Here is a 14,458-nt window from a genome sequence, read left to right as displayed (position 1 = left end):
TTTCAACAGAAGGGAGGCGAGGTAGGTCGTGCGGTGCCTGAAGTGGTTAGGGCGTTACATGTGATTCGAAGATTATCGAAGCTACCTTAATGGAGAAACACTATGTCACAGGATCGCCCGAACGCTATCAGTAGAAGTAACAGTCCGAAACATGGCCACGTTTTTTCCCCCTCTTCACGGGCTCATTTCGAATGGCTTGCGGGGCGACTGGACGAAGGGGCCTTGAATCAACGCGAGTCCGGAAAATTTTTTCCGCTCACCTCCGGCGGAGTGGTAGATGCTTTTGCAAAAGATGATGTAGCCAACGTCCCACCACCTCCGGATGGAAAAATTGCCAGTGCGGATCAACTGACCGGCGCATTACTGGATGAACCAGGAAGTCACTGGCAAAAACATGATGTGAGAGGTGGCGAAACGCTGGATATTTCCTGGCATTTCAGCGCGAAGCACGCTACTCGGCGCTGGAACTATTTCATGACGAAGGCAGATTGGGATCCTGACGAGGTCTTGTCGCGCAGCCAGTTTGAAGACGTACCGTTTTACACAGCGCAAATCAACCTGCAACCACATTGGGCCCATGGCGAGCAAATGTTGCCCACTTCACCCACCACGCATGCCGTCCCACTACCGAAACGGGATGGGTACCAGGTCTGTCTGGCGGTTTGGGAAGTTGCCAACACTTCGATGGCTTTTTACCAAGTGATTGATCTGAATTTTCTGCCACCGGATGGCGGGGGTGAACTTCCCGATACACCGACCGGACTGGCCGCAGTCAAGGTCACTGACAAGCAGGTACTGTTGCAATGGAATGCCGCAACCGGCCCGTTTCCGATCGCTTCCTACCGCATTTTGCGTAACGGAAGCTTTTTGGTTGATGTAGACGCTCCGAATCTTGCTTTTGCAGATAACGGCGTGGCGCCTGAAACCCAGTACAACTATGCCATCAGCGCAGTCGATGATAACGGCAATGTCTCGGCGTCGAGCCGGCCAATTCAAGTGCACACCTTGCCAGAAGGTGGAGAGGGACCTACCGCACCGACGAACCTGCACAGCATGAGCCAGACTGCGCAAAGCGTCAGCCTGATGTGGGGTGCCTCCACCGGCAGTGCGCCAATAATGGATTACCTGATCGAACGGGACGGCATTCACATCAAATCCGTGAGCGCCGCTCAGACCTCTTTTGACGACTCTGACCTCTCACCCGACACCCAATACCGTTACGCGGTGAAAGCCCGCGACCTGAACAACAAGCTTTCGTTGTCCAGTAACGTCCTGAGCGTCAGAACCCTGGGTGGCGGGGGCGAGTATCCGGCGTGGAAGCTGGGTACTGTGTATGCAAAAAATGACGTGGTGCGCCACGGCGGACAGAACTGGTCCTGCATTCAGGCACATACGGCACACGTAGAGGAGTGGGCGCCTGGAGAGGGCGACAATGTGCTTTGGAAAGTACACACCTGATCTGTAGGCAGATTCAATGTAAATGGCTGGAGAGCCTTAAAAGATCGCAGCCTGCGGCAGCTCCCCGCAGGCTGCGATCTTTTTTTACTTCGGATAAAGGGGCGGCAACCCACTGTCACCAACCGGGTCCTGCACCCGTTCGGCCATCGGGATTGCCTTGATCGCCCGCCACAACTCGTCACCTTGCCAGTACTGGCCGGTTTCGCTGTACAGCGCGCCGTTCAGGCCGTCGAGGGCGTTGGACAGCGGCACGAAGCGGGCGGCCATGTCGGCCAGGGTTTCCGGCTGTTGCCGGGCCCAGGCGTCGAGGGCCTGGCGGGTGGCGTGGGAGTCGTTGGCCTGGCAGGCGCGCTTGAGGTCGTCGAGTACGGTGCGCGGGCTCGGGCCGGTTTGAGCGGCGCGCGCCACCGCCGGTTGCCAGCGGCCACGCCACCAGAGGCCGAAGCCGAGCAGGGTGGTGCAGGCCAGAATCAAGGTGCTGAGCTTCCAGCGCCAGAGCGTTTCGCTGTCGGCGCTGGCATCGACCGGTGAGGCGCTGGCCGGGGTGTCGACCACCAGGCTCGGATTGGCCGCCACGTGCAAGGTGCGCGCGGGCAGGCTGCTGTGTTCCAGATGGTCTTCGAAGGTGTTCCACCAGACCACATCGACAGTGGGCAGCTCGATGGCGCCGGTCCTTGTCGGCACCAGGGCCTCGCGGTCTTCACGGCTGCCGACCAGGCCGCGTTCGCTGTTCTGGTTGCCGAGCACCGGTTGATCCGGATAGCGGCGCAAGCCGCCGACATCGGTGCCGGGCAGCGGTGGCAGTTGGGTGCTGGACAAGCCTTCGGCCTCCACCGTCAGGCTGCGGGTCAGTGAATCGCCGACCTGGGTGTGATCCGGCTCCGGGTTCCAGCTCTCGCTCAGGCTCAGGCTGCGTGCGGGCAGCCAGGGTGCGTCGGCCGGATAGGTGATGGGTTTGGCCTTGACCGTCAACAGCAATTCGCTCGAGGTGACGGGCATCAGCTTGCCGGATTTCGGCCCTTGGGTGGCGTCCTGTGTCGGTTGCGCATCGACCAGCGCGGCGTTGAAGACCTGCGCCGGAATAATCAGTTCGCCGCTGTGTTGCGGGTAGATCGCATAGCGCATTTCGATCACGCCGTGGCGCTGACCATCGATGTCTTTTTCGTAGGTGCGTGAGTCGCCCAATTGTTCGATACGTGCGTCAGGTATCTGCAAGGGTGGCAGGCTGCTGTCGTCGTACAGCGACACCGAATGGTAGATACGCAGGGTCAGGACCGCCTGGGCCTGTACGTACACACTGGTTTGATCGAGGCTGGCATCGATGAACACCGGGGCCCGTTTGTTCGGGTTGTCCGGTGTCTCGCTCTCGACCACTTGCAGGGCGATCGGCTGGCTCTGCAGTTCGCCCAGTTGCAGTGCCGGAATCACCACGCTGCCGTTTTGCCGGGGCAGGAGGGTGACGATCCACCGCGTGGCAGCCTGGTTTTCGCCGCTTAGGGTGTTCAACTGGTTGACCTGGCGTGTGCCGCGCACTTCGAACAACGGCTCCAGCGGTGTCAGGTCGGGTTTGCCGAACTGAGTGACATCGGTGGATTCCAGGGTCAGCTCGACCGTCTCGCCTGAGCTGAGGCGACTGCGGTCCACACTGGCGACCAGCTCTGCTGCCTGCGCCTGGGCGGTGCAGAACAACAGGCCATGCAACAGCGCGAGCAATAAAACGGTGAAGCGGGTCATCGAGTTTCTTCCTGATCCTGATGTTGTTGCTGTTCGTACCAGAATTTGCGCCTGAGCAGTTCACCAGGGTCATCCGGAATCTGCCGCAGCCACTGCTCCAGTGCCTGGCGCTGTTCACCTTCGATGCCGTCGGTGGCCGGGCGCAAGGGTGGTGTGGTGTGTTGTTCGTCACCCAGTTCGCTGCCTGGTACTTCGTTGGTCCCCGGTTTCGGCGGTGTGGTGGGCGGTTGTTGCTCACCCGGGCTGGGCGGTTGCCCATCTTCGCTGATCGAGGGTTGGGCAGCAGCACCGGGCGGTGGTTCCTGCGATTCGGCTTCGGGCCGGGCGTTGCTGGCTGCGTCTGGCTCAGGAGCGGGTGGAGTGTTTTTCTCCTTGAGCAGACGTTCCACCAGCGCCTTGTTGGTCAGTGCCGGACGCAAATCAGGTTGACGTTCCAGTGCCTGTTCATAAGCGTCCAGGGCGGCCTCCAGCTCACCACTTTTGGCCAGGGCGTTGCCCCGATTGTAGTGGGCATGGGCATCGTTGCCTTCAGCGAACCGCTCGGCGGCGCCGGCGTAGTCTCCGGCTTCATAGAGCGCCACGCCTTGCCACTGATGGTCTTCGAAGCGCCGGGCGGCCTCGGCCGGACGCTTGTGCTTGATCAATTGCACGCCTTGTTGATCAGGACGCAGCCACAGGTCAGCGAAGTCGAAGGCATAGCTGGGTTGCGGTAGCGCGAATAGCAGCGGTAGACACAGCAACCAACCACGACGTCCTGCGCAGGCCGCGAGCAGCAACAGTGGCAGCAGCAGCCAGTAACCCTGGTCGGCCCAGGTATCGAGGCGCAAGGTCTGACCGTCGTTGCGCAAATTGCGTGGACCGTCGAGCAGGCCAAGGGCGTGCAGGTCGCTATCGTCCAGGCGCGCCTGGCGATAGCGCCCATCCAGGTCGTTGGCAAAACCTTTCAGGCCGGGCTCGTCGAGGCGCGGCACGAGAATGGCGCCTTGTTCATCCTTGAGGAAGCTGCCGTCCTCCTGGGTGATCGGCGAGCCTTCGGCGGTGCCGATGCCGAGCATCAGGAACTGAGTCGATTTGCTGTTCAGCGCGCGACGGATGCCCAGCCGCTCTGGTTCGGTCAGGGACGAACCAATCAGCAGGATCCGGCCGTCGCCCAAAGCCGCCTGTTCGAGCAGCGCCAGGGCCTTGAGCACCGCAAGATCGGCGCGATGACCGGGTTCAGGCATCAACGACGGTTTCAGTGCATCCAACAGGTTGCGGCTGGTGGAAAGATCATCTGACAGCGGTACCAGCGTGTGGGCACTGCCGGCGTAGACGACGATGGCGGTTTGCGCGTCGCTGCGGATCTGCAGCAGGTCAAGCAGCTTGCGTCGTGCCTGTTCGAGTCGGTTGGGCGTGACGTCGGTGGCGAGCATTTCCGGGGTCAGTTCAAGAACCACCACCAACGGGTCCGCGGGTTTCTGGCTGGTTTGCTCGACGCGTTCCCAACCCGGGCCCAACAGCGCGAGCACGGTCAACAGCCACGCCACGCCGAGCGCGACCCAGGGCAGTTTACTGTCGCGACCACTGCCACCGCTGAGCAGTGTCGAGTGAAAGGCCGGCGGCAGGATCATCTGCCAGCGCCCGGCGCGCTTCTTGCGGTGCCAGAGTTGCCAGAGCAACCAGCCAAGCACCGGCAGCAACAGTAACCACCAGGGCCGGAACCAGTAGGGCCACAGCGCACTCATCGGCGCCTCCGCAGACGCAGGCGTTTAAGACGCTGGCGCCAGTCGGACAGCAATTGCGTTTGCAAATACAGATCCTTGGTAAACAGGCGTTGCAACGGGTTGTCCGGCCAGAGTACGGGAACCACCAGCAGTATGCTCAAGCACAGCGCCAAGGCGAGCGGCCAGTGATACAACGCTTGAGTCGGGCGGGCCTGGGTAGGTTGTTGGGCCACGGGCACCAGCTGGTCAAGGGTGTCCTTGATCGATTGCAGTTCCTTGCCATCGTGGGCGCGGAAATACTGGCCGCCGGTGGCTTCGGCAATGGCTTTCAGGGACGGCTCGTCGAGGTCCAGGCTCGGATTGACACCGAGGAACCCCACGGAGCCACTTTGTTCCGGATCGGCACCGATGCCGATCGGGTAGATTTTCACACCTTCTTGGGCCGCCAGTCGGGCGGCGGTGAGCGGATCGATTTCACCGCCATTGTTGGCGCCGTCGGTGACCAGTATCAGCACGCGGCTTGTTGCCGGACGCAAACGCAGGCGTTTGAGGGCCAGACCGATAGCATCGCCGATGGCGGTGTTTTTGCCGGCAATGCCGATGCGCGCGTCGTCGAGCCAGGCGCGTACGGTGTGGCGGTCGAAGGTCAGCGGTGCCTGCAGGTAGGCCCGGCTGCCAAACAGGATCAGGCCGACGCGGTCACCTTCGCGACTTTCGAGGAAGTCGCCGAGCAGGTGCTGGACCAACGACAGTCGACTCACATCTTCGTCCTGCCACTGCATGTCAGGGAAATCCATGGAGCCGGAAACGTCCACCGCGACCAGCAGATCGCGACCGCTGGCGGCGATCGGCAAGGGTTCGCCGAGCCACTGCGGGCGCGCCGCCGCGACCAGCAGTAACAGCCACAGCAAAATGAACGGCGTCTGTTGGCGCCATGCCGGCAGGTTGGCCCGGGCGCGACGCCCGGCGAGGCCTTCGAGATCGCTCAGGAAGCTGACCTTGAGTGCCGGTTCGCCACTGTCGGCCACCGGCAATACGATGCGCATCAGCCACGGCAGCGGCAGAAGGGCAAAAATCCACGGCCAGGCAAATTCAAACATGCTTGCGAATCCATGTGTCGACGGCCTGGGTCAGGCCGGCGATCGCCTTGTCGTCGAGCTTGCATTCGGGTTTGTAGGCGCCTTCCACAAGCACCATCCAGCGAGTCAGCCCGGCCGCCGGGCAGCGGTTGTCGAGGAACGCCAGCCATTTGCGGCCGTTGAGGGTGTGGCTCTGGCTGTAGGGGTAATGGTTGCGGCACAGGCGTTTGAGCAAACCGTTGAGTTGCTGCAGCCAGGCACCGGCCGGTGCTCCGTCATACGGCTTGGGCATCAGCGCCAGTTCGGCCAGTGCAGCCAGGCGAACCGGGTCCAGCGGCTGTTCGGCGCGCACCACGGGGCGTTTACGAGGAATGAAATGCCGTAGCTTCCACAGCCCGAAACCGGCTAGCGGCAGCACTAACAGCAGTAACCACCAGCCCGGCGCAGGCGGCCAAAAGTCGATCGGCGGGGGAGAAATCAGCGGTTGCAGTTGTTCCAGTCCGCTCATCGACCTTTCCCCGGCTTTTGTGGGTTCAGGTACTCGCGCAGTTGTTCGACCATTTCGCTCTGGGTACTCAGGGGCATCAGCAAGACGCGCAGCTTCTGCGCGAGCAGCTCCCAGCGAGCGATGCGCGCTTCGGCCTGGGCCCGGTAAGTCTGGCGCAGGTCGAAATTCAGCGTATCGAGTTCCAGTTGCGCTCCGCGCTCGGCGAAACGCAAAAGTCCCGCGGCGGGCAGGGCATGATCCAGCGGGTCGGACACCGGCAGCAGCAACAGGTCGCAATGACGCGATAACAGGCTCAGCTGTTGCTCGGCGCTTTCCGATAGCGCGCGTTCATCGCAAATCACAATGACAAGGCTGCCCGGGCGGGACACTTCCCGGGCGCGGCGCAGGGCGATACCAAAGGCATCACGGTCCGGCTCGCTTTCGCTGTTCAGCGACTGATTGACCCGCACCAGCCGGTTGAGCAGTTGCAGCAGACTTTGCTTGCTGCGCCGAGGCTTGATTTCGTAGTGCTGATTGTCGCCATAGACCAGCCCGCCGACCCGGTCGTTATGCCCCAGGGCTGCCCAACCGATGAGGCTCGCGGCTTGTGCGGCGAGCACTGACTTGAACATCAGGCCCGAGCCAAAAAACAGACGACGGCTTTGCTCGACCATGATGAAAATCGGCCGCTCACGTTCTTCGTGGAACAGCTTGGTGTGAGGCTCCTGGGTGCGTGCGGTCACGCGCCAGTCAATGGTGCGCACATCGTCGCCGGCCTGATAGACCCGCACTTGATCGAAGTCGACGCCACGGCCGCGCAATTTGGAATGGTGCAGGCCGATCAGCGGGCTGCGTTGGCTCGGCGTGGAAAACAGCTGCACTTCGCGCACGCGATGGCGCATCTCGATCAGGTCGGCGAGGCTGACACGGATGCCCGGCTCGGGCGGCAGGCTGGCGTTCATCGGGGTCAAGCGACGGCTACGACGTCGAGAATCCGCTGGACCACCCGGTCTTGGTCGATGCCAGCGGCTTCAGCTTCAAAGGAAAGGATGATGCGATGGCGCAGCACGTCGAACAGCACGGCCTGGATATCTTCCGGGCTGACGAAGTCGCGCCCGGCCAGCCAGGCGTGGGCGCGGGCGCAGCGGTCCAGGGCAATCGAACCGCGCGGGCTGGCGCCGTAGGCGATCCACTCGGCCATTTCCGGATCGAACTTGGCCGGGGTGCGGGTGGCGATGACCAACTGCACCAGGTATTCCTCCACGGCGTCGGCCATGTACAAGCCGAGGATTTCCTTGCGCGCGGCGAAGATCGTCTGCTGGGTAACCCGCCGCTCAGGCTTGGCTTCGCCGTTCAGGGCTTCACCACGGGCCTGTTGCAGGATCTTGCGTTCAACCGTCGCGTCCGGGAAACCGATCTTCACGTGCATCAGGAAGCGGTCGAGCTGGGCTTCGGGCAGCGGGTAGGTGCCTTCCTGCTCGATAGGGTTCTGCGTGGCCATCACCAGGAACAGTGGCGACAGCTCATAGGTGCTGCGCCCGACACTGACTTGCCGCTCGCCCATGGCTTCGAGCAACGCCGACTGGACCTTGGCCGGGGCACGGTTGATTTCGTCCGCCAATACCAGGTTGTGGAAGATCGGGCCTTGCTGGAACACGAAGCTGCCGGTTTCCGGGCGGTAGATTTCCGTACCGGTAATGTCGGCTGGCAACAGGTCAGGGGTGAACTGGATGCGGTGGAACTGAGCTTCGATGCCTTCGGCGAGTTCTTTGATGGCCTTGGTCTTGGCCAGGCCAGGGGCGCCCTCGACCAGCATGTGGCCGTCAGCGAGCAGGGCGATGAGCAAGCGCTCGATGAGTTTTTCCTGGCCGAGAATCTGCGTTGAAAGAAAGGTTCGCAGCGCGAGCAGCGCTTCACGATGTTCCATCGATGACTGTTCCTGCAAAAGGGTGGCCGAGGACGTTCGAAATACGCCAGGGCTGGGGGCGTTACTTTAATCCATCGCGGGGGGCGGCGACTAACGGCATTTTGCGCAAAGTGCGGGAAATGATTGGGGTAATTGCTGGATTTTTGTAGCAGGGGAGTGATTGGGTGGCTGTGCCGGCCCCATCGCGAGCAGGCTCACTCCTACATTGACGGTGTACGACGATCAATTGCAGGAGTGAGCCTGCTCGCGATGAGGGCAGATCAAACACCTCAAATCTGGCTGATATAGGTTCCAGTCCCCTTCAGTATGTTCTGCAAGGTTTCTTCCACTTCGGCCAGGTCCGTCATATCAGCATCAAAGGTGATCTCAAGCACATCATCCCCATTAAGCGCATCTGCGTCCGCCGCCGCAATTTCTATCTTCACCAGGGAAGGGCTGAGCGTGACTTTCACGCCATCAAGGGTCGAAGGCTCACCGTCCAGAGTGATTTCCAGCTCGTCTTCGTCCGGGTAGCGGCTCATCAGGAACATTTCGCCCTGGTCGCTGTGGCAGCAGAGCATGGCCATGTTGTCTTCTTCGTCGTCGCAAGGGTTGACGATCAAGAGGGCGGTATTCATTTTCATGGGAAATTCCTGGCCCGGCGGGCGTGGTAAACGCAACAAAGGGCGATTCTGCCAGCCCGCGCACATTTCTGCTCGTCCACGTGTGAATGGCCGGGTTGCGAACGGCCAGAGTGTTGCTGGTCATTTCTGGTACGCATGTCCCGTAAAACCGGACAAATAACCGTCATTTTTCTGTGCGAATGCTAGTGTTGTTCGATGCGCGTGCCTTGAGCTGCGTACCGATGACCGAATATGTCGCAGCACCGCAAGCATGGGCCTTGCCGCACTCGTTAAGCTGCGCAACGGATGAGCACCCGTAAAGACATTGCGCTGCACCCGGCCCAGTCGTTTTTGCAGATGCCCATTCACGGAAGGTGAATGTGACTTGAGTGTCTCGTCCAGCTTCACCCACCTGTCACCCTGTTTCCTCTGCCCGAGAATCAGGAACAGGGTGACGGGTAGCCCCGAACAGGGGTTTTGCACGCGACGCTTCCATCAATAACAAGCCCAAGCGGAGTACCACAGATGGCGTTCTTCACCGCAGCCAGCAAAGCCGACTTCCAGCACCAACTGCAAGCGGCACTGGCGCAGCACATCAGTGAACAGGCACTGCCACAAGTGGCGCTGTTCGCTGAACAATTCTTCGGCATCATTTCCCTTGACGAGCTGACGCAGCGTCGGTTGTCCGACCTTGCTGGCTGCACCCTTTCTGCGTGGCGCCTGCTTGAGCGCTTCGATCACGCGCAGCCGCAAGTGCGCGTCTACAACCCCGATTACGAACGCCACGGCTGGCAGTCGACCCACACCGCGGTCGAAGTGCTGCACCACGACCTGCCATTCCTGGTGGACTCGGTGCGTACCGAACTGAACCGCCGCGGTTACAGCATCCATACCCTGCAAACCACCGTGCTCAGCGTGCGTCGTGGCAGCAAGGGCGAGTTGCTGGAAATCCTGCCTAAAGGCACCCAGGGCGACGACATTCAGCAAGAGTCGCTGATGTACCTGGAAATCGACCGCTGCGCCAACACTGCCGAGCTCAATGTCCTGAGCAAAGAGCTGGAGCAGGTGCTCGGTGAAGTCCGCGTTGCCGTTGGCGATTTCGAGCCGATGAAGGCCAAGGTCCAGGACATCCTGACCAAGCTGGACAACAGCCAGTTCGCCGTCGATGCCGACGAAAAGAACGAAATCAAGAGCTTTCTGGAATGGCTGGTGGGCAACCACTTCACCTTCCTCGGCTACGAAGAGTTCGTGGTCAGCGATGAAGCCGATGGCGGCCACATCGTCTACGACAATGACTCCTTCCTTGGCCTGACCAAGCTGCTGCGCGCCGGCCTGACCTACGATGACCTGCGCATCGAAGACTACGCCGTGAACTACCTGCGCGAACCGACCCTGCTGACGTTCGCCAAGGCCGCGCACCCAAGCCGTGTGCACCGTCCGGCTTACCCGGACTACGTGTCGATCCGCGAAATCGACGCCAATGGCAAGGTCATCAAGGAATGCCGTTTCATGGGCCTGTACACCTCGTCGGTGTATGGCGAGAGCGTGCGGGTGATCCCGTACATCCGCCGCAAGGTCGAGGAAATCGAACACCGCTCCGGCTTCCAGGCCAAGGCTCACTTGGGCAAGGAACTGGCGCAGGTGCTCGAAGTGCTGCCGCGCGACGACCTGTTCCAGACCCCGGTGGACGAGCTGTTCAGCACCGTGATGTCGATCGTGCAGATCCAGGAACGCAACAAGATTCGCGTGTTCCTGCGCAAAGACCCGTACGGCCGTTTCTGCTACTGCCTGGCCTACGTGCCGCGTGACATCTATTCCACCGAAGTGCGCCAGAAGATCCAGCAAGTGCTGATGGATCGCCTGAAAGCCACTGACTGCGAGTTCTGGACCTTCTTCTCCGAGTCCGTGCTGGCCCGCGTGCAGTTGATCCTGCGCGTCGACCCGAAAAACCGCCTCGACATCGACCCGCTGCTGCTGGAAAAAGAAGTGGTGCAGGCCTGCCGCAGCTGGCAGGACGACTACGCCGCCCTGACCGTCGAAAGCTTCGGCGAAGCCCACGGCACCAACGTGCTGGCCGACTTCCCGAAAGGCTTCCCGGCCGGCTACCGCGAGCGTTTCGCAGCCCACTCGGCTGTGGTCGACATGCAGCACCTGCTGAGCCTGAGCGAAAAAAATCCGCTGGTGATGAGCTTCTACCAGCCGCTGGGCCAGGTGTCCGGCCAGCGCGAACTGCATTGCAAGCTGTATCACGCCGATACCCCGCTGGCGCTGTCCGACGTTTTGCCAATCCTGGAAAACCTCGGTCTGCGCGTGCTGGGTGAGTTCCCGTACCGCCTGCGCCACAACAGTGGTCGCGAGTTCTGGATTCACGATTTCGCGTTCACTGCCGCCGAAGGCCTGGAACTCGACATCCAGCAGCTTAACGACACGCTGCAGGACGCATTCGTCCACATCGTGCGTGGCGATGCCGAGAACGATGGGTTCAACCGTCTGGTACTGACCGCCGGCCTGCCATGGCGCGACGTGGCGCTGCTGCGTGCCTACGCCCGCTACATGAAGCAGATCCGTCTGGGCTTCGACCTGGGCTATATCGCCAGCACCCTGAACAACCACACCGACATCGCCCGCGAGTTGACCCGGTTGTTCAAGACCCGTTTCTACCTGGCACGCAAGCTGGCCAGCGACGATCTGGACGACAAGCAGCAACGCCTGGAACACGCCATTCTCAGCGCGCTGGACGACGTTCAGGTACTGAACGAAGACCGCATCCTGCGTCGCTACCTGGACCTGATCAAGGCCACCCTGCGCACCAACTTCTACCAGACCGATGCCAACGGCCATAACAAGTCGTACTTCAGCTTCAAGTTCAACCCACACTTGATTCCCGAGCTGCCCAAGCCGGTACCGAAGTTCGAAATCTTCGTCTACTCGCCGCGCGTCGAAGGCGTGCACCTGCGCTTCGGCAACGTGGCTCGTGGCGGCCTGCGCTGGTCCGACCGTGAAGAAGACTTCCGTACCGAAGTCCTGGGCCTGGTAAAAGCCCAGCAAGTGAAGAACTCGGTGATCGTACCGGTGGGTGCGAAGGGCGGCTTCCTGCCGCGTCGCCTGCCACTGGGCGGCAGCCGTGACGAGATCGCGGCCGAGGGCATCGCCTGCTACCGCATCTTCATTTCCGGCCTGCTGGACATCACCGACAACCTGAAGGACGGCGCCCTGGTGCCGCCGGCCAACGTCGTGCGTCATGACGACGATGACCCGTACCTGGTAGTGGCTGCGGACAAGGGCACTGCGACCTTCTCCGACATCGCCAACGGCATTGCCATCGACTACGGCTTCTGGCTGGGTGACGCGTTTGCGTCCGGTGGTTCGGCCGGTTACGACCACAAGAAGATGGGCATCACCGCCAAGGGCGCGTGGGTCGGCGTACAGCGCCACTTCCGCGAGCGCGGCATCAATGTCCAGGAAGACAGCATCACTGTGGTGGGCGTCGGCGACATGGCCGGTGACGTGTTCGGTAACGGCTTGCTGATGTCCGACAAGCTGCAACTGGTCGCAGCGTTCAACCACCTGCACATCTTCATCGACCCGAACCCGGAGACGGCATCGAGCTTCGCCGAGCGTCAGCGCCTGTTCGACCTGCCGCGTTCGGCCTGGTCGGACTACGACACGAGCATCATGTCTGAAGGCGGCGGCATCTTCTCGCGCAGCGCGAAAAGCATCGCGATTTCCCCGCAGATGCAAGAGCGCTTCGATATCCAGGCCGACAAGCTGACCCCGACCGAACTGCTGAACGCCTTGCTCAAGGCTCCGGTGGATCTGCTGTGGAACGGTGGTATCGGTACTTACGTCAAAGCCAGCAGTGAAAGCCACGCCGATGTCGGCGACAAGGCTAACGATGCACTGCGCGTGAACGGCAACGAACTGCGCTGCAAAGTCGTGGGCGAGGGCGGTAACCTGGGCATGACCCAACTGGGTCGCGTCGAGTTCGGCCTCAATGGCGGCGGATCCAACACCGACTTCATCGACAACGCCGGTGGCGTGGACTGCTCCGACCACGAAGTGAACATCAAGATCCTGCTGAACGAAGTGGTTCAGGCCGGCGACATGACCGACAAGCAACGTAACCAGTTGCTGGCGAGCATGACCGACGAAGTCGGTGGTCTGGTGCTGGGCAACAACTACAAGCAGACTCAGGCCCTGTCCCTGGCAGCCCGTCGCGCCTTGCCGCGGATTGCCGAATACAAGCGCCTGATGAACGACCTGGAAGGCCGTGGCAAGCTGGATCGCGCCATCGAGTTCCTGCCGGCCGAAGATGCTATCAACGAGCGCATCGCGGCAGGCCATGGCCTGACCCGTGCCGAGCTGTCGGTGCTGATCTCGTACAGCAAGATCGACCTCAAGGAGCAGCTGCTGGGCTCCCTGGTGCCGGACGACGACTACCTGACCCGCGACATGGAAACCGCTTTCCCGCCAACCCTGGTGAGCAAGTTCTCCGCGGCGATGCGTCGTCACCGTCTGAAGCGCGAAATCGTCAGCACCCAGATCGCCAACGACCTGGTCAACCACATGGGCATCACATTCGTTCAGCGACTCAAAGAGTCGACCGGCATGAGCCCGGCGAACGTGGCCGGCGCCTACGTGATCGTGCGCGACATTTTCCACCTCCCGCACTGGTTCCGTCAGATCGAGAACCTGGACTACCAGGTCTCCGCCGACGTGCAACTGGAGCTGATGGACGAGCTGATGCGTCTGGGCCGCCGCGCCACGCGCTGGTTCCTGCGTGCCCGTCGCAACGAGCAGAACGCTGCACGTGACGTCGCGCACTTCGGTCCGCACCTGAAGGAGTTGGGTCTGAAGCTCGACGAGCTGCTCAGTGGCGAGATCCGTGAAAACTGGCAGAGCCGTTATCAGGCTTACGTCGAAGCCGGTGTTCCGGAGCTTCTGGCGCGTATGGTGGCTGGCACCTCGCACCTGTATACCCTGCTGCCGATCATCGAGGCTTCCGACGTGACTGGCCAGGACCCGGCAGAGGTGGCCAAGRCCTACTTCGCCGTGGGCAGCGCGCTGGACATCACCTGGTACATCCAACAGATCAGCGCTCTGCCGGTTGAAAACAACTGGCAGGCCCTGGCCCGTGAAGCGTTCCGCGATGACGTCGACTGGCAGCAACGTGCGATCACCATCTCGGTCCTGCAACAGGGCGATGGTACCCGGGACGTGGAAACACGCCTGGCGCTGTGGATGGATCAGCACGAGAGCATGATCGAACGCTGGCGCGTCATGCTGGTGGAAATCCGTGCTGCCAGCGGCACCGACTACGCCATGTACGCGGTGGCCAACCGCGAACTGCTGGACCTGGCGTTGAGCGGTCAAGCGGTAGTGCCTGCCGCTGTCGCCGCCGAGCTGGAACCGGCTGCCTGATCAGGCGTTGAATGAAAAAGCCCCGCATCGAAAGATGCGGGGTTTTT

At 61.5% G+C, this 14,458-nt stretch carries 9 protein-coding genes; 2 read left to right on the top strand and 7 right to left on the bottom strand.

All coding sequences use genetic code 11. The features are described from left to right. The first annotated feature begins 102 nt into the window (after positions 1–102). Positions 103–1,458, top strand: a complete 1,356-nt coding sequence (locus AC1DWG_RS21750; protein ID WP_477788338.1) for a lytic polysaccharide monooxygenase — start codon at positions 103–105, stop codon at positions 1,456–1,458. Between the two features lie 84 nt (positions 1,459–1,542). Here the strand turns inward: AC1DWG_RS21750 and AC1DWG_RS21745 are convergent, their stop codons facing one another. The 7 genes from AC1DWG_RS21745 to AC1DWG_RS21715 all read right to left on the bottom strand — a co-directional run bounded on the left by AC1DWG_RS21745 (position 1,543) and on the right by AC1DWG_RS21715 (position 9,011). Beyond that, positions 1,543–3,192: a BatD family protein gene (locus AC1DWG_RS21745; RefSeq protein WP_477764131.1), complete on the bottom strand. Its 1,650-nt coding sequence runs from the start codon at positions 3,190–3,192 to the stop codon at positions 1,543–1,545. Then, positions 3,189–4,916, bottom strand: a complete 1,728-nt coding sequence (locus tag AC1DWG_RS21740; protein ID WP_477788337.1) for a VWA domain-containing protein — start codon at positions 4,914–4,916, stop codon at positions 3,189–3,191. The genes AC1DWG_RS21745 and AC1DWG_RS21740 overlap by 4 nt, the downstream gene beginning before the upstream one ends. Beyond that, entirely contained in the window at positions 4,913–5,995 is a 1,083-nt protein-coding gene (locus AC1DWG_RS21735; RefSeq protein WP_477764133.1) for a vWA domain-containing protein, read from the bottom strand. The genes AC1DWG_RS21740 and AC1DWG_RS21735 overlap by 4 nt, the downstream gene beginning before the upstream one ends. After that, entirely contained in the window at positions 5,988–6,482 is a 495-nt protein-coding gene (locus AC1DWG_RS21730) for a DUF4381 domain-containing protein (RefSeq protein WP_477754553.1), read from the bottom strand. Before AC1DWG_RS21730 ends, AC1DWG_RS21735 begins: the two co-directional genes overlap by 8 nt. Continuing rightward, a complete protein-coding gene (locus AC1DWG_RS21725; RefSeq protein ID WP_477754552.1) occupies positions 6,479–7,423 on the bottom strand; it encodes a DUF58 domain-containing protein in 945 nt (314 codons plus the stop codon). Before AC1DWG_RS21725 ends, AC1DWG_RS21730 begins: the two co-directional genes overlap by 4 nt. 5 nt (positions 7,424–7,428) lie before the next feature. After that, positions 7,429–8,388 carry an AAA family ATPase gene (locus AC1DWG_RS21720; protein ID WP_477754551.1) on the bottom strand — a complete coding sequence of 320 codons (960 nt, stop codon included), beginning with the start codon at positions 8,386–8,388 and terminating at the stop codon, positions 7,429–7,431. 269 nt (positions 8,389–8,657) lie between these two features. Beyond that, the gene (locus AC1DWG_RS21715; protein ID WP_477788336.1) at positions 8,658–9,011 is read right to left on the bottom strand and encodes a hypothetical protein; all 354 of its coding nucleotides are present in this window, start codon (positions 9,009–9,011) and stop codon (positions 8,658–8,660) included. 504 nt (positions 9,012–9,515) lie between these two features. Between AC1DWG_RS21715 and AC1DWG_RS21710 the strand changes: the two genes are divergently transcribed. Beyond that, on the top strand, positions 9,516–14,411 hold the full coding sequence (locus AC1DWG_RS21710) for an NAD-glutamate dehydrogenase (RefSeq protein ID WP_477788335.1): 4,896 nt from the start codon (positions 9,516–9,518) through the stop codon (positions 14,409–14,411). The last annotated feature ends 47 nt before the right edge of the window (positions 14,412–14,458 follow it).

This window comes from Pseudomonas sp. P4_B3, assembly GCF_056402295.1.
The sequence above is the reverse complement of the archived record's forward strand: the minus strand, read 5'-3'. Positions and strand labels throughout refer to the sequence as shown.

Bases quoted from the DNA above. Each gene is read 5' to 3' on its own strand.
- AC1DWG_RS21715 (WP_477788336.1), bottom strand. From the start codon at position 9,011: ATGAAAATGAATACCGCCCTCTTGATCGTCAACCCTTGCGACGACGAA.
- AC1DWG_RS21735 (WP_477764133.1), bottom strand. From the start codon at position 5,995: ATGTTTGAATTTGCCTGGCCGTGGATTTTTGCCCTTCTGCCGCTGCCG.
- AC1DWG_RS21750 (WP_477788338.1), top strand. From the start codon at position 103: ATGTCACAGGATCGCCCGAACGCTATCAGTAGAAGTAACAGTCCGAAA.
- AC1DWG_RS21745 (WP_477764131.1), bottom strand. From the start codon at position 3,192: ATGACCCGCTTCACCGTTTTATTGCTCGCGCTGTTGCATGGCCTGTTG.
- AC1DWG_RS21720 (WP_477754551.1), bottom strand. From the start codon at position 8,388: ATGGAACATCGTGAAGCGCTGCTCGCGCTGCGAACCTTTCTTTCAACG.
- AC1DWG_RS21740 (WP_477788337.1), bottom strand. From the start codon at position 4,916: ATGAGTGCGCTGTGGCCCTACTGGTTCCGGCCCTGGTGGTTACTGTTG.
- AC1DWG_RS21730 (WP_477754553.1), bottom strand. From the start codon at position 6,482: ATGAGCGGACTGGAACAACTGCAACCGCTGATTTCTCCCCCGCCGATC.
- AC1DWG_RS21725 (WP_477754552.1), bottom strand. From the start codon at position 7,423: ATGAACGCCAGCCTGCCGCCCGAGCCGGGCATCCGTGTCAGCCTCGCC.